This is a genomic window from Peribacillus sp. TH14, from assembly GCF_016651145.1.
Taxonomy (GTDB): Bacteria; Bacillota; Bacilli; order Bacillales; family DSM-1321; genus Peribacillus; species Peribacillus butanolivorans.
On sequence record NZ_JAEKEK010000001.1, the window covers coordinates 3989798 to 4010399 of the forward strand.

General features: G+C 39.2%; 23 protein-coding genes. 16 read left to right on the forward strand and 7 right to left on the reverse strand.

Going from position 1 to position 20602, the window contains the following annotated elements:
* Positions 1-5 precede the first annotated feature (5 nt).
* The 5 genes from rnz (at position 6) to JFU50_RS19445 (ending at position 4872) form a co-directional block, all read left to right on the forward strand.
* A complete protein-coding gene (rnz, locus tag JFU50_RS19425; RefSeq protein ID WP_201185723.1) occupies positions 6-938 on the forward strand; it encodes a ribonuclease Z in 933 nt (310 codons plus the stop codon).
* A 73-nt stretch (positions 939-1011) separates the two neighbouring features.
* Positions 1012-1833, forward strand: a complete 822-nt coding sequence (locus tag JFU50_RS19430) for a squalene/phytoene synthase family protein (RefSeq protein ID WP_201185722.1) — start codon at positions 1012-1014, stop codon at positions 1831-1833.
* A 240-nt stretch (positions 1834-2073) separates the two neighbouring features.
* Positions 2074-3039 carry an ABC transporter substrate-binding protein gene (locus tag JFU50_RS19435; protein WP_201223726.1) on the forward strand — a complete coding sequence of 322 codons (966 nt, stop codon included), beginning with the start codon at positions 2074-2076 and terminating at the stop codon, positions 3037-3039.
* Positions 3040-3071: 32 nt separating this feature from the next.
* Complete coding sequence (locus JFU50_RS19440) at positions 3072-4073, forward strand: ABC transporter permease (RefSeq protein WP_201185721.1); 1002 nt, start codon at positions 3072-3074, stop codon at positions 4071-4073.
* Positions 4074-4077: 4 nt separating this feature from the next.
* Positions 4078-4872 (forward strand): ABC transporter ATP-binding protein, encoded by a 795-nt coding sequence (locus JFU50_RS19445; RefSeq protein ID WP_053346875.1) that lies wholly within the window; start codon positions 4078-4080, stop codon positions 4870-4872.
* 244 nt (positions 4873-5116) lie between these two features.
* On the opposite strand, the gene JFU50_RS19450 is transcribed toward JFU50_RS19445, so the two are convergent.
* Complete coding sequence (locus JFU50_RS19450; RefSeq protein ID WP_053346874.1) at positions 5117-5632, reverse strand: MerR family transcriptional regulator; 516 nt, start codon at positions 5630-5632, stop codon at positions 5117-5119.
* Between the two features lie 285 nt (positions 5633-5917).
* Here JFU50_RS19450 and JFU50_RS19455 point away from each other — a divergent pair, with 285 nt between their 5' ends.
* On the forward strand, positions 5918-6349 hold the full coding sequence (locus JFU50_RS19455) for a VOC family protein (protein WP_056525245.1): 432 nt from the start codon (positions 5918-5920) through the stop codon (positions 6347-6349).
* Between the two features lie 180 nt (positions 6350-6529).
* Here JFU50_RS19455 and proC read toward each other — a convergent pair whose 3' ends face one another.
* Positions 6530-7375: a pyrroline-5-carboxylate reductase gene (gene proC / locus JFU50_RS19460; RefSeq protein WP_201185720.1), complete on the reverse strand. Its 846-nt coding sequence runs from the start codon at positions 7373-7375 to the stop codon at positions 6530-6532.
* 525 nt (positions 7376-7900) lie between these two features.
* Here proC and JFU50_RS19465 point away from each other — a divergent pair.
* The 3 genes from JFU50_RS19465 to JFU50_RS19475 all read left to right on the forward strand — a co-directional run bounded on the left by JFU50_RS19465 (position 7901) and on the right by JFU50_RS19475 (position 10424).
* Entirely contained in the window at positions 7901-8869 is a 969-nt protein-coding gene (locus tag JFU50_RS19465) for an MBL fold metallo-hydrolase (protein WP_201185719.1), read from the forward strand.
* A gap of 23 nt (positions 8870-8892) precedes the next feature.
* A complete protein-coding gene (locus JFU50_RS19470) occupies positions 8893-9684 on the forward strand; it encodes an SDR family NAD(P)-dependent oxidoreductase (protein ID WP_053346869.1) in 792 nt (263 codons plus the stop codon).
* 209 nt (positions 9685-9893) lie between these two features.
* Positions 9894-10424: a hypothetical protein gene (locus JFU50_RS19475; protein WP_201223728.1), complete on the forward strand. Its 531-nt coding sequence runs from the start codon at positions 9894-9896 to the stop codon at positions 10422-10424.
* A 99-nt stretch (positions 10425-10523) separates the two neighbouring features.
* Here the strand turns inward: JFU50_RS19475 and JFU50_RS19480 are convergent, their stop codons facing one another.
* Positions 10524-11192, reverse strand: a complete 669-nt coding sequence (locus JFU50_RS19480) for a C40 family peptidase (RefSeq protein WP_309557878.1) — start codon at positions 11190-11192, stop codon at positions 10524-10526.
* 409 nt (positions 11193-11601) lie between these two features.
* Between JFU50_RS19480 and JFU50_RS19485 the strand changes: the two genes are divergently transcribed.
* Together JFU50_RS19485 and JFU50_RS19490 are read left to right on the forward strand one after the other, a co-directional pair.
* Positions 11602-12864: a Y-family DNA polymerase gene (locus tag JFU50_RS19485; protein WP_201223730.1), complete on the forward strand. Its 1263-nt coding sequence runs from the start codon at positions 11602-11604 to the stop codon at positions 12862-12864.
* A 115-nt stretch (positions 12865-12979) separates the two neighbouring features.
* Entirely contained in the window at positions 12980-13267 is a 288-nt protein-coding gene (locus JFU50_RS19490; protein WP_242485395.1) for a YolD-like family protein, read from the forward strand.
* A 161-nt stretch (positions 13268-13428) separates the two neighbouring features.
* Here JFU50_RS19490 and JFU50_RS19495 read toward each other — a convergent pair whose 3' ends face one another.
* Complete coding sequence (locus JFU50_RS19495; protein ID WP_098176785.1) at positions 13429-14031, reverse strand: TetR/AcrR family transcriptional regulator; 603 nt, start codon at positions 14029-14031, stop codon at positions 13429-13431.
* A 113-nt stretch (positions 14032-14144) separates the two neighbouring features.
* Here JFU50_RS19495 and JFU50_RS19500 point away from each other — a divergent pair, with 113 nt between their 5' ends.
* From JFU50_RS19500 to JFU50_RS19510, 3 genes are all read left to right on the forward strand, one after another.
* Entirely contained in the window at positions 14145-14873 is a 729-nt protein-coding gene (locus JFU50_RS19500; RefSeq protein WP_376182662.1) for an ABC transporter ATP-binding protein, read from the forward strand.
* On the forward strand, positions 14873-15886 hold the full coding sequence (locus tag JFU50_RS19505) for an ABC transporter permease (protein ID WP_201185709.1): 1014 nt from the start codon (positions 14873-14875) through the stop codon (positions 15884-15886). Before JFU50_RS19500 ends, JFU50_RS19505 begins: the two co-directional genes overlap by 1 nt.
* A gap of 398 nt (positions 15887-16284) precedes the next feature.
* The gene (locus tag JFU50_RS19510) at positions 16285-16608 is read left to right on the forward strand and encodes an iron-sulfur cluster biosynthesis family protein (protein ID WP_053346861.1); all 324 of its coding nucleotides are present in this window, start codon (positions 16285-16287) and stop codon (positions 16606-16608) included.
* Between the two features lie 51 nt (positions 16609-16659).
* Here the strand turns inward: JFU50_RS19510 and JFU50_RS19515 are convergent, their stop codons facing one another.
* Positions 16660-17571, reverse strand: a complete 912-nt coding sequence (locus JFU50_RS19515) for an alpha/beta hydrolase (RefSeq protein WP_201223732.1) — start codon at positions 17569-17571, stop codon at positions 16660-16662.
* A 128-nt stretch (positions 17572-17699) separates the two neighbouring features.
* Between JFU50_RS19515 and JFU50_RS19520 the strand changes: the two genes are divergently transcribed.
* The gene (locus tag JFU50_RS19520) at positions 17700-17960 is read left to right on the forward strand and encodes a YqkE family protein (protein ID WP_201185705.1); all 261 of its coding nucleotides are present in this window, start codon (positions 17700-17702) and stop codon (positions 17958-17960) included.
* Positions 17961-18142: 182 nt separating this feature from the next.
* Complete coding sequence (locus JFU50_RS19525) at positions 18143-18580, forward strand: MarR family winged helix-turn-helix transcriptional regulator (protein ID WP_201223734.1); 438 nt, start codon at positions 18143-18145, stop codon at positions 18578-18580.
* Between the two features lie 48 nt (positions 18581-18628).
* Here the strand turns inward: JFU50_RS19525 and JFU50_RS19530 are convergent, their stop codons facing one another.
* Both JFU50_RS19530 and JFU50_RS19535 read right to left on the reverse strand, forming a co-directional pair.
* Positions 18629-19054: an organic hydroperoxide resistance protein gene (locus JFU50_RS19530; RefSeq protein ID WP_056525211.1), complete on the reverse strand. Its 426-nt coding sequence runs from the start codon at positions 19052-19054 to the stop codon at positions 18629-18631.
* A gap of 605 nt (positions 19055-19659) precedes the next feature.
* Positions 19660-20568 (reverse strand): aldo/keto reductase, encoded by a 909-nt coding sequence (locus JFU50_RS19535; RefSeq protein ID WP_201223735.1) that lies wholly within the window; start codon positions 20566-20568, stop codon positions 19660-19662.
* Positions 20569-20602: the final 34 nt, after the last annotated feature.

A 20602-nucleotide genomic window follows, 5' to 3' on the forward strand; every position in this document is an offset into this window, starting at 1 on the left:
GGAATGTGGATTTTGTTTTATTAGGTACAGGCGCTGGTGTTCCGGCAAAAGCGCGTAATGTGACGGCAATCGCTCTTCAATTATTGGAAGAACGAGGAACGGTTTGGTTATTCGATTGTGGGGAAGCAACACAGCATCAAATTTTAAAAACGGCAGTTAAACCGCGTAAAATAGAAAAAATTTTTATTACCCATTTACATGGTGACCATATCTTTGGGCTTCCTGGTTTGTTAAGTAGCAGGTCTTTTCAGGGCGGGGTAGAAAAATTGACTGTGTATGGCCCAAAGGGTATTGATGCCTATATTACGACAAGCTTACAAGTCAGTGGCACTCATTTAAAATATCCATTAGAAATTATTGAAATAGAGGAAGGCATAGTGTTTGAGGACGAGCAGTTTACAGTGACTGCTTTGTCTCTTGATCACGGTATTTATAGTGTCGGTTACCGAATTGTAGAGAAAGACCGTCCAGGAAGCTTACTTGTAGATCAGTTGCTTCAGGAAGGTGTGAAGCCGGGACCTCTTTTTAAAGCGTTGAAAAACGGTGAAATGGTCCGACTCGATGATGGTCGCGTCTTGAATGGAAAAGATTATCTTGGTGATCCTCAAAAAGGTCGGATAATCACAGTTCTTGGTGATACAAGAGTATGCAGTAATGCCCTTATTCTTGCTGAATCTGCGGATTTTCTTGTTCATGAAGCTACCTTTTCGGCAGAAGAAACTGAAATGGCATCGGCCTATTTTCATTCGACCACCGTGCAGGCTGCAGAAACGGCGATGAAAGCAGGAGCTAAGCAGCTAATTCTTACTCATATTAGTTCTCGCTATACTCTCGAGGATTCGGAACGGCTAAAAGAGGAAAGTAAGGCAATTTTCGCAAACACGATAATGGCAGAAGATTTAATGGCGATTAAAATTCCCTTATATGTAGAGGAATAGAGAAGCTGAAATCAAAGCGATTGTTTGATATAATAATTCAATTGTTTATTGGATATACAAAGGAGTGTAAAAAATGACTGACCAAAGCAATCTACATACTAAGGCAATGGATTTTCTTTTAAAAACAAGCCGGACTTTTTTCATTCCAATCAGCTACCTTCCAAAGGGATTACAGGAAGCCATTGGAGCTGCTTACCTTTGCATGCGGGCTATCGATGAAATTGAAGACCATCCCGAATTACCTGCCGATAGTAAGATTTCCCTATTACAGACTATCAGTGAGCTGCTTAAGACTGATGATTATAGTGAAAAGGGACTTCAGACCTTGTTTGAACCGTATAAGGACGATTTACCTGAAGTGACCTTGCTTCTTTCGGATTGGATTCAATATTGTCCGCCTAGTGCGACCGCAAAAGTCTTGGGCTCGACACAGGAAATGGCCGAAGGCATGGCAAAGTGGGTTGCGAAGGACTGGCAGATACACAATAAGGAAGAACTTGATGATTACACATATTATGTTGCTGGTTTAGTTGGAGTCATGCTATCTGATATTTGGAACTGGTATGATGGAACTGAAACAGATCGTGATCTTGCTATTGCATTTGGCCGTGGACTTCAAACTGTTAATATTCTTCGAAACCGTGAGGAAGATGCAGAGCGCGGTGTTAACTTTTATCCAGATGGTTGGGGTTTCGACGAGATGCTTGCCTATACGGAACATAATCTTGCATTAGCTGATACGTATATAGCAGAGATTGAAACAAAGGAAATTATCCAATTCTGTAAAATACCATTAGAATTGGCAAAAGCTACTTTAAAAGCCTTGAAAGAAGGAAAAGAAAAAATCGACCGGGCGACTGTTACCAAAATTGTTAACCAAGTCGTCGAACACTGACATTTTAGTATGCTCGCTGTGAAAGTAATAATAACTTTCACAGCAGACTTTTTTATTGTTTTAAACATAAAAACTTGTAAAATTCTAAAAAGTTAAAAAATATATTGATATAATTGAGAATAAACGATTATAATTTAGTAAATAAAAGCGTAAGAGTCGCCATCGTAGAAAGGCAGAATCTTAAAATAAGAAAAAAGCGGGGGGAAAATATGAAGAAGAAATTATATTCGACTGCAGACAATGACCTTAGTAGCGGGATTATTACTGGCAGGCTGTGGAAATGACAAAGCGAATGATACTGCGAAAAATGAAAGCGGTAAGGATACCTTCAATATTGGGGTAACACAAATCGTTCAGCATGATTCACTTGATCAAGCATATGAAGGGTTTCAGGCTGCATTGAAGGATAGTGACATCAATGCCAAGTATAATCTTCAGGTCGCACAAGGGGATCAAAACAACAGTCAGACGATTGCCAATAACTTCGTTGGGGATAAAGTGGATTTGATTTTTGCTAATTCGACTCCAAGTGCATTAAGTGCTTTAAATGCAACAAAGGATATTCCTATTGTATTTACATCTGTAACGGATCCAGTCGCAGCGGAACTTGTTACATCCATGGAGAAACCAGGTGGAAATGTGACGGGTACGACGGATTCTCATCCGGAAGCGATTGCAAAGTCTATGAAATTTCTAGCAGAAGAACTTGGCGCCAAAACAATTGGGACCGTTTATAATACAGGGGAACAAAATTCGGTCGTCCAAATAAAAAACGTAAAAGCGGAAGCAAAAAAAGCCGGATTAAAAGTCGTGGAAGCATCTGTCTCGACTTCTGCTGAGGTCAAACAGGCAGCAGAATCATTAATCGGGAAAGCAGATGCTTTCTATATCATTACTGATAATACAGTAGTCTCGGCATTGGAATCAGTCATTTCGGTGGCGAATGATCAAGATATTCCATTATTTGTTGGTGAACTTGATTCTGTGAAAGCTGGTGGTTTTGCAGCCTATGGCTTCAGTTACTATGATATTGGCTATGAGGCAGGGCAAAAAGCGGTTGAAATCTTAAAGGATGGTAAGAAACCGGGAGACATCGCCGTTCAATATCCACAAAAGTTGAAATTGGTTATTAATGAAACAGCAGCAAAAGGTATGGGTGTTGAAATAAAAGAAGAATGGAAAGCAGATGCTGAGTTTGTAAAATAAACTCTGCTTTAGTTCAGGGAAGGAAGAAAAAAATGTTCTCAGCCTTATTCAACTCTTTTGAGTCGGGAATGATTTATGCGATTATGGCACTTGGTGTCTATTTAACATTTAGGATTCTCGACTTCCCGGATATGACAGTGGAAGGTAGTTTTGTGACAGGGGCCTCTGTTGCCGCTATTATGATTGTTAACGGTTTCTCGCCGATTGTAGCCACGTTTTGTGCCATGGTTGCCGGGTTTATCGCAGGGACGATGACGGGACTGCTGCATACGAAAGGGAAAATTAATCCACTTCTTGCAGGAATTTTAATGATGATTGCCTTATATTCTATCAATTTAAGAATTATGGGTGCATCGAACATTCCGTTGCTTTCTCAAACAACAATTATCACGAATATTCAGGATGCTTGGGCTGGCACTGGGTTGGACAATATGTTGAATGGTCTATTATCAATCATGGGCGCTGGTGATAGTTTGCCAAAAACATGGGCTATTTTAATTGTGATGCTTATTGTAGCTGTAATTATTCAGGCTGGAATGTCTGCATTTTTAAAAACGGAAATTGGTCTTGCACTACGTGCGACAGGTGACAATGAAGCCATGGTTAAGAGTTTTTCCGCCCATACGGGTAATATGAAGATTTTAGGACTCGCAATTGGAAATGCACTTGTTGCTTTCTCTGGATCTTTAGTTGCTCAATATAACGGTTTTAGTGATATTGGGATGGGGATTGGAATCATTGTCATTGGATTGGCATCCGTCATTATTGGGGAAGCGTTATTCGGTGCAAAAACGATTGCGCGGGCGACGCTTGCAGTTATTGGTGGAGCGATTATATACCGAATCGTCGTTACTTTGGCACTTCGTGTAGAGTTCCTTGATACGGGTGATGTTAAATTAATTACCGCGCTTATCGTGGTTGGAGCCCTTGTTATTCCAAAAATTTCTGATAAACAAAAAGAAAAAAGCCGTAAGAAAAAGCGTCTCAAAGAATTACAGATGCGTCATATCGAGACTTTATCGAAGGGGGGATAAGAATTTGCTGCAACTAAATCAGATTTATAAGGTCTTCAATGAAGGCACACCGGATGAGAAGCTGGCCCTTGGAAATCTTGAATTGCAAATGACAAAGGGGGAATTTGTAACGGTCATTGGCAGTAACGGCGCAGGCAAATCGACGTTGATGAATATGATATCCGGTAAGATTCTCCCTGATGCCGGTGAAGTCATCATTGATGGCGAAAATGTGTCGACAATTGAGGAGCATGCTCGTGCAAAAATGATTGGCCGTGTTTTTCAAGATCCGATGCTTGGTACAGCCCCGCATATGACCATTGAGGAAAATATGGCCATTGCCTATGGCAGAACTAATAGAAGAGGCTTTGGCTTTGGGGTGACAAAAAAAAGGAAAGCACTTTTTAAAGAAAGTTTGAGTACGCTTCATTTAGGCTTAGAAAATCGAATGAGTGCAAAAGTCGGTTTATTATCGGGAGGGGAGCGCCAGGCATTATCATTGCTGATGGCCACCTTTACCGATCCTAAAATCCTGCTTCTAGATGAACATACAGCTGCTCTCGATCCCTCTAGAGCAGAGCTCGTTACAAATCTGACGAAGGAAATCGTTGAAAAAAACCAGTTAACGACACTTATGGTGACTCATAATATGCAGCAGGCAATAGATCTTGGAAATTCATTAATCATGATGGATAAAGGTCAAATCATTTTTGAAGCAAGGGGCGTCGAAAAGCAGGAGCTTACCGTTGAAAAACTGCTGAACGAATTCCAGCGTATTAAAGGTGAAAAAATGCTCAACGACCGTGCTGTGCTTATTTAAATGATGAAAAGGCCCGGCCCTTAGGTGAAAGTTTAACCTTGGGGCCGTGGCCTTTTTATATTTGAGGTAATTACTAGCTCGGGTTCTTGAACTATTTCTGCATTCGAAGAGTCATGGGCTAAAGGATGTACATCGAGGTCTAATGGTATTTGTATGATCTTAAATTTGCAGGTAGAAGAAGGAAGGCTATCATATTCTTTGGTATTAATCGTTGACGGCTGTGCTCTTCGAAGTAGCATCACGTTCAGTTATTTCCAAAAATCGTTTTCATGAATGGCCATTTCTTCGTTTTTTTAGTGGCAGCCGTTTCTTCAGCAGCCAGAAAATAATCGATTGGCGGAACTTTTTTTGTTTCTAACTCTTCAATACGTGCTTCAAGCTTCTTAACGAGTTTTTGTAGGTCTTCCATATCGCTTCTGTGCTGTAAAATTTGATAGGAGACAACGTCATCAGCTTTTGTCTTTAGTCCATTTTCAAGCCTAACAATCCTTTCTATCATTCGATCATGTTCTTTATTCGTTTCGGAATGTTGTTTCTGTACTGTTGCCTTTCTAATCTTTTTCTCTGATATGCTGACCTTTTGGAGAATGATTCCTTCGTTCAGCTGATCTTGGACTTTTCTCAATAATGCAATGTCATCGTCTGAAAACTGATAGTGTCCGAGCTGATTTCGTTCTACCTCCATATTCAATTGGGTAACCCAGCGTTGAATCGTACTATGGGAAACGTTCAGTAACCGGGCAACTGCACTTGTATTCATCGAAATTCCCCCTTTTGTGTGTAGAATTCTAGATGGAAGAGGCAATTCCTTTACAGGTGACAAAACAAGTAATCATTCGGCAAAGAAAGTGAATTTCCTACGTAATTTGCATCCATATGGATTATTAAAGGAATCACTTCGGCATTTTATGCTCCTTTTTTAAAGGCTGATAAAGAATGGATTTTGTTATAGAGCTATTTTAGTAACAGTGATGAAGTGATAAAAAAGGAAAAAAATCCTAAGTGTCGAACTATCATATGAAGAAAGAAAATGGGGGGGACAAGTATGAACAGAATAAACCTTATTACTTTAGGGGTTAGAGATATTAATAAATCTCTAAGATTTTATAGGGATGGATTAGGATTCCATACACCATGTAAAGAGGACAATCCTGCTGTTGTTTTTTTTAATAATGCAGGAACAAAACTTGCTTTATATCCTATAGAAGAGTTAGCAAAAGACATTAATGAGAAAGAACAGCCTAAACGGAATGGATTTTCAGGTGTTACTTTTGCTTATAACGCTAAATCAATTGAAGAAGTTGATGACATTATTAAAAAGGCTGAAAAGGCTGGAGGAATAATCGAGAAATTACCACAACGTGTTTTTTGGGGAGGATATAGCGGCTATTTTTCAGACCTCGATGGTTACTATTGGGAAGTTGCGTATTCGGAGGATTGGAGTTTTGATGAAGCAGATATGCTGATTATTAAGTAATAGTTATCAACAATTGAGGGGAATTGGTCCCTTTTTGCTGAGATAATAAAAAACAACGTTTTAGTGTTTCTCTTGTTCTGGTAAATTCCTTAATAGGTACTAGCTCCCTACATAAATAGGCTGTTGGCTTAACACTTCCGATTAGGGGGTGTAAGTCAACAGCCTATTATGATGTGCTTTTTACTGCGGTACTACATACTTGGCGAGCTCTTTGCTAATTTGATTACCCATCCGCTTAGATTGCTCGGTCGCTTCTTCAACACAGGCAATGAACGCTTCCTGAACTTGATGCGCTTGAAGTGCTTTCAAACCGGCTTCTGTGGTTCCGCCCGGTGATGTTACTTCCTTTCGAAGCACGGCAGGAGTTTTCGGTGATTTCTGCAACATCTCAGCCGCACCTATCAGTGTCTGAAGGATTAATTGCTTCGCAGTTTCAGAATCGAGCCCTATTGATTCTGCTGACTTTTCTAATGCCTCGACCAAGTAATAAATATAAGCGGGGCCGCTCCCAGATAAGCCTGTTACGGCATCGAGCTGCGTTTCTTCAACAATGGAAACCGATCCTACCGTTTCAAAAAGGGTAATCGCTGTTTGTAATTGTACTTCGTCTGTATGACTATTCGCTGCAAGAGCCGTTGCTGATCTTCCGACAGCTGCCGATGTATTAGGCATAGCGCGGACGATGGAGACCTGCTTATCGGCAATTCCTTCTAAACTAGTTGTATGAACCCCTGCCACAACGGAAATGAACAGCATTTCTTCGTGAATGTATTCTTTTATTGATTGCATCGTTTCTAAAATATCTTTCGGCTTCACTGCTAGTACGACTAGATTTGCATCTTGTAGTAATTGCTGCAGTGACCTTGTTGCAGTCACACCGTATTGCTTCTTTAAATAATCAAATCGTTCATCATTTGATTTATTTGTAACAAAAATATTTTCTGAGTCAATTACCTGTTGAGTGACCAATCCCGAAATGATTGCTTCCGCCATCGATCCAGCTCCGATAAATGCGATTTTTTTCATATTTCTCGCTCCTTCTGTACATACTATTTATGGTCCGCTTTTTTTGAAAAATAAAAAGACCCCTCATCCGATAAAGGACGAAAGGTCTAGCTTCCGTGGTACCACCTTTGTTCAACTTTCCATAAAAAATAAATAGAAAAGCTGCACTTGAATCCTCTAACGCGGGATTTACGTCAGGTTTTCCTGAAGGCTCATAAGGTAGGTTCAATAATGAGAGGGCGATGAAGCCTTTCAGCACTTTCCGAGCTTCACTCTCTTTACGCCATCAATAAATTTACTTGGCCTTAATCTCAGCCATTCCGTCTTTAATTACTTGTGATTATGAAGGATGCATCAGTACTCTGTCAATGATAATATATGTTTTAGCTTCAAAAATAATACGTGAATTATGTGAAAATAATGACAATATTTAAGAATACATGTAAAATGGTAATTAAACATTCATTTTCTTGATAAATGGACAGGTTTATCGGTATTGTGTATAAAAAGATTTATATAAATATAATATTTAAGGTGGAAATGATTATGGTGAATTGGAATGGAGATATTGCTAAACTTGCTTTGCCAACGCCGTTTGCAGTTGGCGATGTAAATGTTTATGTAGTTAAAGGGGATGCTTTAACTTTAATTGATACTGGCGTTAAAACAAAACAATCAAAAGAAGTTTTGACTTACGGGCTTGGAGAATTGGGGCTAAAACTGTCTGATATTGAACAAATCATCTTGACCCATCATCATCCGGACCATGCCGGTGCACTCGATTTCTTTGATAAGGAAGTTCCTGTTTACGGACATAAAAATAATCAGCGGTGGCTGACTATCAGTGATGAGTTCCTTGAAACCCATAATCGTTTTTTTCTGGACTATGCTACGAAGTTTGGAGTAGCTGAAGAGTTGAAAAATAATTTGATTCATTACCGCGACGAAATCAAATTCCTTAGTGAAAGAAAGTTACAGGGGTTTTTAGCTGAGGGAGATGAACTTCCTGGACTTCCAGGATGGCGAGCAATCGAGACTCTTGGACATGCACAAAGTCATTTATCCTTTTACCGTGAAAGTGATGGTTTGATGATTGCGGGTGACCATTTACTTGCGAAAATTTCACCTAATCCGTTAATGGAACCGCCTTTACTTCCGGGCGCTGACCGTCCACGTCCGTTACTGCAATACAACGCTTCGCTTCAGAAATTCTTAGGAATATCTATATCCACTGTATACTCTGGGCATGGATCTGAAGTGGATGGAGACGCGGTTGCTGATTTGATTCAATATAGATTTGAGCGGCAGCATAATCGGGCCATGCAGGTGAAAAGTATGCTTCAAGATAAACCTTTATCAGCATTTGAAGTGTGTCAGCAGCTTTTCCCGAAAGTATATCTTCAGGAAGTCGGCCTAACACTATCGGAAACGATCGGTCAGCTAGACTATTTAGAAGATTTAGGTGAAATCGAAACAGAAACTCAATCAGGGGTAATTCTGTATTCAATCGCTTAAACGTTCTCGAGGAGGATAATTTTTTGAATAAGTTGCAAGGGAAAGTTATTGTAATTACCGGGGCTTCCGGAGGGATTGGCAAGGAAGTGGCGATTCAAGCAGCAAAGCAGGGAGGGCGCCTTGTTCTCTTGGCTAGAAGCCTGGATAAATTACATCAGCTAAGGGATGAACTAACTAATCAATATGGTGTTGATGCATATGCATATAAACTTGATGTGGCAGACACCGACCAGGTGGAAATGGTATTTGGCGATATCCATGCTCAAATCGGTGAGGTGGATGTATTGGTTAACAATGCTGGTTTCGGCACGTTTAAAGAAGCCCTGGATACAGAATTAGATGAGACAAAAGCGATGTTTGCTGTCAATGTGATTGGATTGATGGCCTGTACAAAGCTAGTTCTCCCTTATATGAAGCAGCGAAAATCGGGGCATATCATTAATATTGCCTCACAGGCCGGTAAAATTGCCACTCCCAAATCTACATTGTATTCTTCGACCAAGTTTGCGGTGCTTGGCTATTCAAACGCGCTTCGACTTGAACTAATGGAAGATCATGTTTTTGTGACCACCGTCAATCCTGGGCCAATAGAAACGAATTTCTTTAGCATTGCGGATGAATCTGGGACATATGTGAAAAATATCGAAAAATTTATGCTTAAGCCGGGGGATGTCGCAGCCAAAATCGTGGCGGCTATGCTGACTAATAAGAGGGAAATCAACCTCCCTGGCTGGATGGATTTAGCTGGGAAATGGTATAACATGTTTCCAAGAATCACCGAGACTTTTGGGAAAAAAGCATTTTTTAAAAAATAGGCTAAACTTTTGATATCGGGACAAAACGAACGGTGGCTTATAATTAAAAGGGGGACTGTCAAATGACATTCCTCTTTTTTGTATGAAGGAAAGCTAGAAAAATGGAGGAGCTGGGACATAAGTCCCTTTTACAAGAGGTTCAGTTTATTTTCAGATAAATTAGTAACTCTTTTACTGGAAAATTCGTCTATTTTATAGGAGGGATTTTCATGAAGATGATGTTAAACCTTTTTGTATATACACTAGTGGCTTTTATTCTGGGAAGCTGTCAATCCTCTTCGGAAAAAAACACGCAGGAGGCCATTGATAAGGGGGAAGAAGGCTTTATTACGGATCTAGACGATAATCGGATTTTGATTAAAGAGACGTACTACAAGGTAACCAATCGTACATATATACAAGATCAACATGGGAAGGACCTCAGCTACTCGGACTTGGTTATCGGGATGAAAGTAAAACCATGGCATCGGGGTGGTATTAAGAAAACATATCCTGCGATAGCGGAAGCAGAATTGATTCGCGTGCTAACGGACGAAAAGAGCTTGGAGGAACAAAAGACGGTAACTGCTGCAATTGAGCACATGAGCAAAGCGGAAAGTCAGCGATTCATGGTACTTGAAGTCATGCATTTACCTTCAGAGCATGTGTATAATATCGAAATGATGAATCGTTCTAACTTAGATTCATCATTTATAGTGACTGTAGAAGATTTCACGGATGAAATTTTATATATAAAATAAACCGGACAGAATTATATATAAATTCTGTCCGGTTTATTTTTAGGAATTTCTCTATGAATCGGCTGATTAGAACTTAGCCTATGTTCTTATTATCGGATTTTATAAAGTTTTCGCACCTAGGTATTTTGGTTTCCAATAAGAATTATCCATATCAGTGATGGTTATTCCTTTTGAAGACGTAGCACTAATGAATTGACCATTTCCGATATAGATCCCAACATGTGATACTCCTGTTCTTCCAGAAGAAGTATCAAAGAATACAAGATCACCTTTAGATGGTGAAGATACTTTTAAACCAGTATTGGAATAGAGCAATGATGTTGTACGCGGTAAGGTAATTCCTTGTGATTTCTGAAATACATAATAGATGAATCCTGAACAGTCGAATCCAGCTGGTGTTGTCCCGCCCCATTTGTAGGGTTTGCCTATCAAGGTTTTCGCATAGTTTATCATGCTTGTATTATTGACCTTATAAACACCAAGCGCATTAAATGTGCCTCGGCCGGCAATTCCGTCGGCAGTTAACCCTTTAGATTTTTGGAATTTTTTTACTGAAGATGTAGAATAGGTGCCGTAATATGTAGTCAGTGAACCTGAATATGTGAAATAACCTTTAGTTTTTAAAAGTTGTTGTAGTTGTTTGACATCGCTATGAGTCATTCCGGGTCTGAGGGTTTGATCTCCAATATTTGCAAAGGCTTGTAGTGGGGTTAGCATCATTGCAGAAGCAACGGCAGCTGAAGCAATCCATTTCTTCATAATTCTCATTTCCTCTCTCTCTCTATCTTTCTATTGTTCTTAACAATATTATCCTACAATACCATTGTGACAATATGACATATTTTTGATTACAGTTTCATTACAAAAGATGGGCAGTAAGACTAAAATAAGATTAGACTAAAGGCTATTGAAAAGGGATGTTGTTTTAAATGAATAATGGGAATTTAGTTGTATTTTGAATTATTCAAGATACTAATTAATCTATTTTAAAAAAACTATTTGGTTATAATGTATTTTTATGGTAATTGAGTATTTATTAGGGTTATTTTGTTTTTTGAAGGCGATTACCTTAAAAAGTAGAAATTTGTAATAAAACTTCCATTGAAAGAGAACGTATATTCGGTTAAAGTTATGAATATAATAAAAAGCGAACGTATATTCTTATTAGGGTGAAGAAATGATGGATTATAGGACGATGCCGAAACAATCAATTATGTGTATCGATATGAAAAGTTTTTATGCAAGCTGTTCAGCGGTCATGCTTGGTTTGAATCCACTCGAATGTTATCTAGCGGTGGTTGGTGATTTGAATAGGACGGGTAGCATTGTGCTTGCGGCTTCTCCAAAAATGAAGAGGGAATTTGGTATTAAGACAGGTTCGCGGATGTTTGAGATCCCGAATGATCCAAGAATTGTCCTCGTTGAACCTAAAATGGCAACCTATTTAAGGATTTCGACGGAAATTACCCGCTTGTTCAACCGCTATGTCCCGAAAGAAGCGATTCATGTATATAGTGTGGACGAAAGTTTTGTGAAAGTCGATGGAGCCGCTTCTTTATGGGGAGATACCCGGGTGATAGCTGAAAAAATAAAAGATGAAATCGAACGGGAATTGCAACTCCCATGTGCCATTGGAATTGGGCCAAACATGCTGATGGCGAAGCTTTGCCTTGATTTGGAGGCCAAACATAAAGGGATTGTCGAATGGAAGTATGAAGATGTTCCAAACAAACTTTGGCCGATTTCTCCGCTTCGTGAAATGTGGGGGATCGGAAGACGCGTAGAAAAAACTCTTCATGGAATGGGGATATTTTCGGTTGGCCAGCTTGCCAATTATGATCTTGAATTACTTGAAGCGAAGTTTGGAATTATGGGCAATCAGCTCTACCACCACGCTTGGGGAATAGATTTATCGGATATGGGAGCAGCGATTATTGAAGGACAGGTCAGCTTTGGCAAAAGTCAAATTCTACTGCGAGATTATAAGGAGGAGCATGAGGTCAAGCAGGTCATAGTGGAAATTTGCGAAGAAGTTGGAAGAAGAGCACGTACCCATCGAAAGGCAGGAAGGACGGTCAGTCTAAGCATTGGCTACAGCAAGAATGAGTTTGGCGGAGGTTTTCACCGTTCTCGTTCGATTAACGAACCGACCAACATTACGATGGAGTTATATAAAGTCTGTCTGGAGCTTTTTCATGAGAACTATAATAAGCAAAAAACAGTTCGAAGCATAGCAGTCACGCTCTCAAATATTGTGGATGATAACGAGATGCAGCTGACTTTATTTGACGCTTCGCGCTGGAAAAAACGGGAGTTGGGTTATACGGTTGACCGGATTCGCCATAAATATGGATCAAAATCACTGTTGCGTGCGGTTTCGTATACAGAAGCAGGTACAGCTGTTTACCGAAGTAGGCTGCTTGGTGGGCATAAGGCGTGATAGAAAGCTCAGTAGTGACAAATGATTTTATATAATAATGTCACACAAAATGCAATGGAAAAGTGGGTGTTTCGAGGTGATTCGCGACAGGGGCCGTATCAAATGGGTTTCAATGATGTTACCAGAACATGTAAAATTACTAAGAGAATATAATGAAGGTCTGGATAAAGTCGAAAAGCCGGTTTTAGATGAACAAAAATATGAAGAATTCAATGAAATTATCTGTAGGGCCATGGAAGAGAACATTACCCTACAATTTACTTATTATCAAAATGGTGAAATTAAAAAATTTCTTGGTAATATTCATTATATTGATGGACTAAAAGGAGATTTACGAATTATTAGTCATGCATCCGAGAAGTGTATCTTAAAGTTAGTAAACATTATTGAAATTGAATATTAAGTATGATTTTTGGTTTAATTGCCATTGAAAAATAGGGATAGCCTGTTTTTTAAAACAAAAGGATTGATTAAAACAGGCTATTTCTACGATTTAACCAACTAGATAGTAAGGCAAGTCAAAATTTCATAGCTCCCCGAACGAAAATTCGAATAGCATTCAGGTTATTTCTCAATGAATGCACGCAAATGACTGATAAAGTTTAAAATTTGAAAATGGATTTTCGCCATTTCTTCTACCGTTTGCTCTTCGCAATTATCCAGCCACTCCTGGATTACACCTAAAATGGCTGATGTCATAAAGGCGTGCATATAATTACGAAAAGCATCATTTTGTGCTGCTGGATGTTGACGAATTAAACGTTCTAATAGTATTTCACCAAATACATGCTTCAATTTTTTGGCAAAAGAGGGGTCTCCGTGATCGCCAAGAATGGCACGCAATGCACTGGCATGCTCACTAATGAATTGAAAAATCGCTATAAAGGGTGGATATAGTTGTTGCTGATGAAGGGCTAAAAAAGCCTCTTTTGGTAGAATAGAAGTAATGCGTAATTGAAGTTCTGCTAATAATTCCTGTTGTAAGTGATCCATCAACTCATATTTATCTGCATAATGCAAATAGAATGTACCTCGATTAATGCTCGCGCGATCTGCAATTTTTTTCACCGATACATGCTGAAATCCTTCTTTTTCAACAAGTGCAATAAAATGCTGTTGAATCTGCAGTTTCGTTTTTTGAGCCTTTTGCTCATGAATCGTCGCCATCGAATTTCTCCTTCACTAAACAGTCTTCAAAAATGTGTTGATTGTATTTGACCAAATACTACCTTAGAATGTTGATACATTCAACACCGTGTTAATTATAAAAGAGGAAGGGTGTGCGTGCAGTGAATGCGATTACCATTGAGGAAATTGCTAAAGGCTTTAAACACAAAAAAGTCATTCAGCCATTAAACCTAAATATTGCAGAAAGAAAAATTTTCGGCTTATTAGGACCATCTGGTTGCGGGAAAACGACCTTAATTAAAATGATTGTCGGTATGATGAAGCCGGACACTGGAAAAATCACAGTGCTTGATTGTGAAGTGCCAAATGAAGCATTGCTATCAGAAATCGGCTATATGGCGCAGTCCGATGCCTTATATACAGAGCTGACGGGTGCTGAAAATCTTGAATTTTTTGCAAAGCTTTACCGTTTATCGAAAAAGGAACAAAGAGAACGCATTCAGTATGCAGCCGAAATTGTACAGTTAACGAATGATTTGTCTATTCGGGTTGCATATTATTCTGGGGGCATGAAGCGTCGCCTGTCACTTGCTATTGCCCTTATCCAAAATCCGAAAATTCTAATTTTGGATGAACCAACTGTCGGTATGGACCCTGTGTTGAAACAATCCATCTGGAAGGAATTAGAACGTTTAAAAAATGATGAGCATAAAACAATCCTCATTACAACGCATGTAATGGATGAAGCAGAACGTTGCGATAATCTAGCGATGCTGCGTGAAGGGAAAATCATCGCATCCGGCACACCTGCCGCATTAAAGACACAATACGGGGTACAAACGTTTGATGAAGTGTTTTTAAAGATAGTAGGTGAGCTGTAATGCGAATTACAGCTCTTGTTACACGAATTACACGACAAATGCTCCGAGATCGAAGAACACTCGCATTGCTCTTCTTTGCACCATTGCTCATCTTAACGCTCATGTATTTTATTTTTCATTCAGAAGCGAGTGATTTAAAAATCGTTGTTACAGGTAGTAATGAAAACATCGCTGAAGCATTGAAACAAGCAGATTTTCAAGTAACGGTTGCCAAGCATTTTTCAAAAGAGAGCATGGCCAAAAATAACATCGACGGCTGGCTGCAATTTGAAAATGGCAACATGAAGCTGACCCTTTTAAACGATGAACCGTCTCGTGCAAAGGCCGTTCAAATGCAATTAGCGCAAGGCTTGCAAGGAGATGCAAACAATCCTTCGATTGATTCGCATTATGTGTATGGTGATGCCGATTCGAAGATTTTTGATATTTTTAGTCCTATGCTCGTGGGCTTTTTCGTTTTCTTCTTTGTTTTTTTAATAGCGGGGATTGCGCTGCTAAAGGAACGTACAAGTGGTACATTAGAACGGTTACTTGTGACACCGATTAAACGATATGAAATTGTTGCAGGCTATGTAATTGGATATGGTTTGTTTGCACTCATTCAAACTATAATTGTTGTACTATACGCGGTAAATGTACTGGATATTGTGCTCGTCGGCTCCATTTGGCTCGTTTTATTGACGAATATTCTCGTCGCGCTTGTGGCATTATCCCTCGGTACATTATTATCAAGTTTCGCAACATCTGAATTTCAAATGGTACAATTTATTCCACTCGTCATCGTGCCACAAATCTTCTTTACGGGTATTTTTCCATTAGATGGTATGGCAGACTGGCTGCAGCAAATTGGCAAAATCATGCCGCTTTACTACGCGTCGGATGCATTGAACGGTATTATGTACAAAGGCTTAACCTTCGCTGAGGTAGTGATGGATTTACTCATTCTCCTTGCATTTGCTGTTGTTTTTATCACTTTCAATATTTTGAGTTTGAAAAAATATCGTGCCTTATAAATGAGAGGAGTTGTATGCTACTATTTCTTTATGGAGTAGAATCAGGAATTTGAAGGAACCCGTTTGGCGGGATTCATAATGATAATGAGCTTATCCAAAGATCCATATCGTCGCTTGTTTTTAACAGGTTCACTATATCCGTCTCGCCGATATAGCGGGCGTAAGGTTAATAGAATAATAGTGGAAGGGCTGTTTCCTAGAGATAGGCCTTTTTTTTTATCGAAAATAAGAGGAAATACGAGGAACATTGGGCTGTGATTTTCTTAATGGAAGCAACATTGGTGGAAAGGACCTTCATTTGAGTATCCTTGAAAATGGCATAAAGCAGTTTCATTAACAGAAACGTTTTTATCGTTTATAATGAGGGAACGAAAACACATGAGGAGGTATGTAAAATCATGTATATTGAATGGACGGAAAGAGCGGCAGATAAAATAGCCGATAAGATACAGGGGCAAGAAGGATTTTTACAGTTAAAATATGACACAGATGGCTGTGGCTGCGTTGTGAGTGGTGTGACAGCCCTATGGTTAGTCAACGAACTTGATGAAGGTAACGAGAGAGTGGAAACAAACGGAATCTCTCTATACGTAGAAAAGTCAAAAATGATTTTTCTCGATGAAGTTATGAAAATAGACTTTGTACCGGAAGCGAACAGCTTTCAGTTAAAAAGTCCGAATCAAATCTTAAATCCGAGAATGAGCTACTTTAATAAAATCTAAAAGAAGAAAAGAGAGGATATCAAGCTTTCATGATAGGTATCCTCTCTTTTTCTATCTCAATACAAGCTGTTTAAGAAACTGATCAATTTGTTCTTCATATTCTTTTGGATTTTCATTATAAGATTGAGCGTGGGCGCCCTTTTTAGCAATGTACAGCTGCTTTGGCCCGTCTTTTGCTGCATATAATTCCGTTGTCATGGAAACGGGGATAAAGGTATCATGTTCACTATGAATGAACAGTACTGGTTTTTTAATATTTTTTATATAATTAATCGGTGACACTTCTTTAGTCCAATATCCGTCACGAAGTTTGATGAACGTACGACCAAGCGGAAACACGGTCCAAGATGGTAAAGGGATTTCCGCGCTGATTTGGTGTTTGATCTGCTCCTCAAAGTTTGAAAATGGGCAATCGGCAATGTAAAAATCAGCGCCATCTTCAAGCATCCCGGCATACAGAAGCAGAGTTGCGGCTCCCATGGATTCCCCATGAATGCCAATGTGAAGGTCGTCGGAGCCTTTACGTCTTTTCAATTCGTCGATCACGGCCTTCAAATCGAATTTTTCATAATGGCCATAACTGCTAGTCTTACCACCAGAATCTCCATGACGGCGATGATCATAAATGATAGCATTGAAGCCGCGCTTAAGAAAAATGTTCATGTACTTAATCGAATTAATTTTGTTCTCCGTCACACCATGTGAAATAATAATCCACTTATTCGTCTCAAACGGTTCGATAAACAAACATTTCAAGGAATATCCGGATGGTGAAGGTACCCAGATTTCAGTTTTAGGTAGGATATCAAAATCCTCTTTAATTAGACGTTTAGCCATAATTTCACGATTCTGGATAAAATCATCTTCCTTCTTTTTCATGTACATGATCCGATTAGAAAAATAAATGCCGACGCCGATGATATAGGTCAGAATTCCAGCCAATGCAAGCCACCATTTTTTCATGAAAATCCTCCTCAGTTATTTTCTTTATTTTACCATGAGGGAAATGGAGAAAACACTGTTTGAAAATCATAACGAGAGAAACCGCAGTCGTGATATAATAATTTCATAATGGCTAGGAGGTTTTAGGGATGAAAAAGAAACAGTCGCGGAATCAAAATCAAAGCAAAATACAAGATAAAGAGTCATCATCATTGAAACTTGGTGATATGCTTAATCAAGATATCATGTCCCAGCTTCGTCAAAAGCAAAAAGAACTGAATGATGCTGAACAAGAGAAAAAAGCAGCGGAAGAAGAAAAAAAACGCGAAGAAAGAAAACGGCGTGAGAAAAATAAATCATTCGAAGAGCTGCTGGGAGAAAGCAATCTTAACTGGAAGAACTATAAATAATGTAAAAAGGGAGCAGACTTGGTACTGTCTCCCTTTTTGATAAACCACTCTTTCTGAAAGAGTACGCCGACATTTGTTCAATAACGAATATTGCTTTATTTTATAAAGTATAACGATTATATTAAAGATAAGTTTGATATGTATTCACAATATCAAACGGACTACTACTAGCTGGTGATATGATGGAAAAAAGATTAGAAAATGTACTGGAAAACCAATTATGTTTCCTGCTTTATGCAAGTTCAAGGGAAATGACGAAAAAATATAAACCGCTGCTTGATAAACTCGAAGTGACATATCCACAGTACCTCGTTCTCCTTCTACTATGGGAGCAGGATACACTTACAGTTAAAAAATTAGGGGATTTACTTGCCCTCGACTCAGGAACGCTTACCCCCATGTTAAAACGAATGGAACAGAATGGCTTAATTGTCCGTGAACGTTCCACTCAAGATGAACGGTCTGTCATGATTCAGCTGACCGAAAAGGGAAAGGGTTTACAGGAAGAGGCCTGTTTCATTCCCGATCGCATTTCAGCTATGTCGGGTGAGGATAAGAGGGTGGTTGAGGATTTGAAAGCTTCGCTGCTCCAACTGTTGACAACATTACAGAAATTGTAGCGAAAAGAAAAAACGCTTGGGAGCCCAAGCGTTTTTTTGTCGGATATATTAATCTACATCGATTTCAATAGTGACGTCCACATTGCCGTTGATTGCTTTTGAATAAGGACACATTTGGTGCGCTTTATGAACAAGGGTTTCAAATGTCTCTTTATCGATCCCAGATCCTTTCACAGCTAAAGTGACAGCCAAGCTGTACTGATGCATCTCACCCATCAATAAACTGACACTAGCAGTGACTTTAGAATCAAATTTAATGCGTTCAATTTTACCAACGGATTGCAAAGCACTATCAAAACAAGCAGCATACCCAGCTGCAAAGAGCTGTTCAGGATTAGATGCTTCAGGCATCTTATTAGCCCTCGGCGTTCCAGGCATCGCAATATCAACTGTGAAGTTTCCATCGGCAGAAATGGCCGTTCCTTCTCTGCCCCCATCAACCGTTACAGACGTAGTAAATAATGTTTTTGTCATCATTTTCTCCTTTGCTTCCTATTTAGATTGTGCACAATTGAATTGTATAGCATATATTTAAGAAAAGCAACAGAAAAGAATTTGTGAAAATCATTAGTATCGTTAAATCTCTCAATTAATTAATAGTATGTTCAGTAACTCTTGTTACATTAAATGGCAATACATCTCCCCATAAAAACACCAATCCTTCAGGTTCTCTGTCGCATTGTTTACTAAATATCTTGTTTAATGGGAGTGATCGAATCTTTTTCAATTGGGTGTTTAATAAGTATAATGACAGTGTGCTGAAAAAAAGTGACGTTAGCCGAGATAATCTAATAAAGGAAATAAACACTATTCTTAATTAAGAAAAAAGTGATAACACATATTGTTGTGATACCCTAAAAAACAGAGTCAATACAATGCAATCAAAAGGAGTATATCCAGGAGGGGAAAATGTTGGAAGAAGGCAATTAGATGGGGTTAAGCTTGCGATAAATCAGATAATGAATATAGCGTTTAAACGAAATTAGACTACCTCAGCCCGCTTGTTTTACGGAGATAAGGTAGCCTATTGCTGGTTTTTATTTTTCTTGGAAACACTAGGTTAGTTTAAGGTCTCCCTTTTATTTCCGATGACTTTCATATTTGTTTGCTTTGGTCAACTGCTTCAACACATCAAGTTCAGCTTCAGTAAGCGAAGAGCTGTTAACGGCACGGCAGTTTTCACGGAGCTGCTGCACTGAGCTTGCTCCAGGTACGACAGCAGCAACGCTTTGGTGTGACAATACAAATTGCAGGGCCGTATCATTCAACTTTCTGCTGGAAAGCTTGTCCTTTAATTGTGGAAGCAGATCTTTAAGTTCTTGATAACTATAGTCAAGATAATCATCTTCATTTGCCTTTTCAAGCATTTTCTCACTAAGCAGTCCTTTAGCAAGGGGGCCACGGGCAATGATGCTGATCTGTTTGTTTTCCAAAAGAGGCATCCACTCTTCTGGGCGGCGGTCGAGTAGGCTGTATTGCATCATCACGGAGTCAAGATCAGATTTTTCGGTAAATTTCTTAATTACGTTGGGGCGAATTGAGGAAATTCCATAGTACCGGATATAGCCTTCCTTTTTCAACTCCTCAAATGCTTCAACAGTTTCTTCGATATTGTCTGAAATCGTGCCCCCGTGCAGCTGATAAAGATCAATATAATCGGTTCCTAGCCGTTTTAAGCTGTTCTTTACTGCCGTTTTGATATGGGTGCCAGATGGATCCCAGCTCCAACTATCCTTATTTTCATTCCAGCGGTTTCCGACCTTCGTAGCTATGTATACTTGGTCGCGGACCGATTTTAAGTTTTTTCCGACGATTTCTTCATTCACACCGAAATTATATAAGTCAGCAGTATCAAAATAATTGATTCCTTCATCCAAAGCAGCCTGTATGATCTCAGATGCCTGACTTTCGACAGTACCCAATGACATGCAGCCGAGCCCGATTTCAGATACGAATAACTCTGAATTTCCTAGTCTACGATTTTTCAATTTTATCCACTCCCTTTACCTACATTGTAAAGGA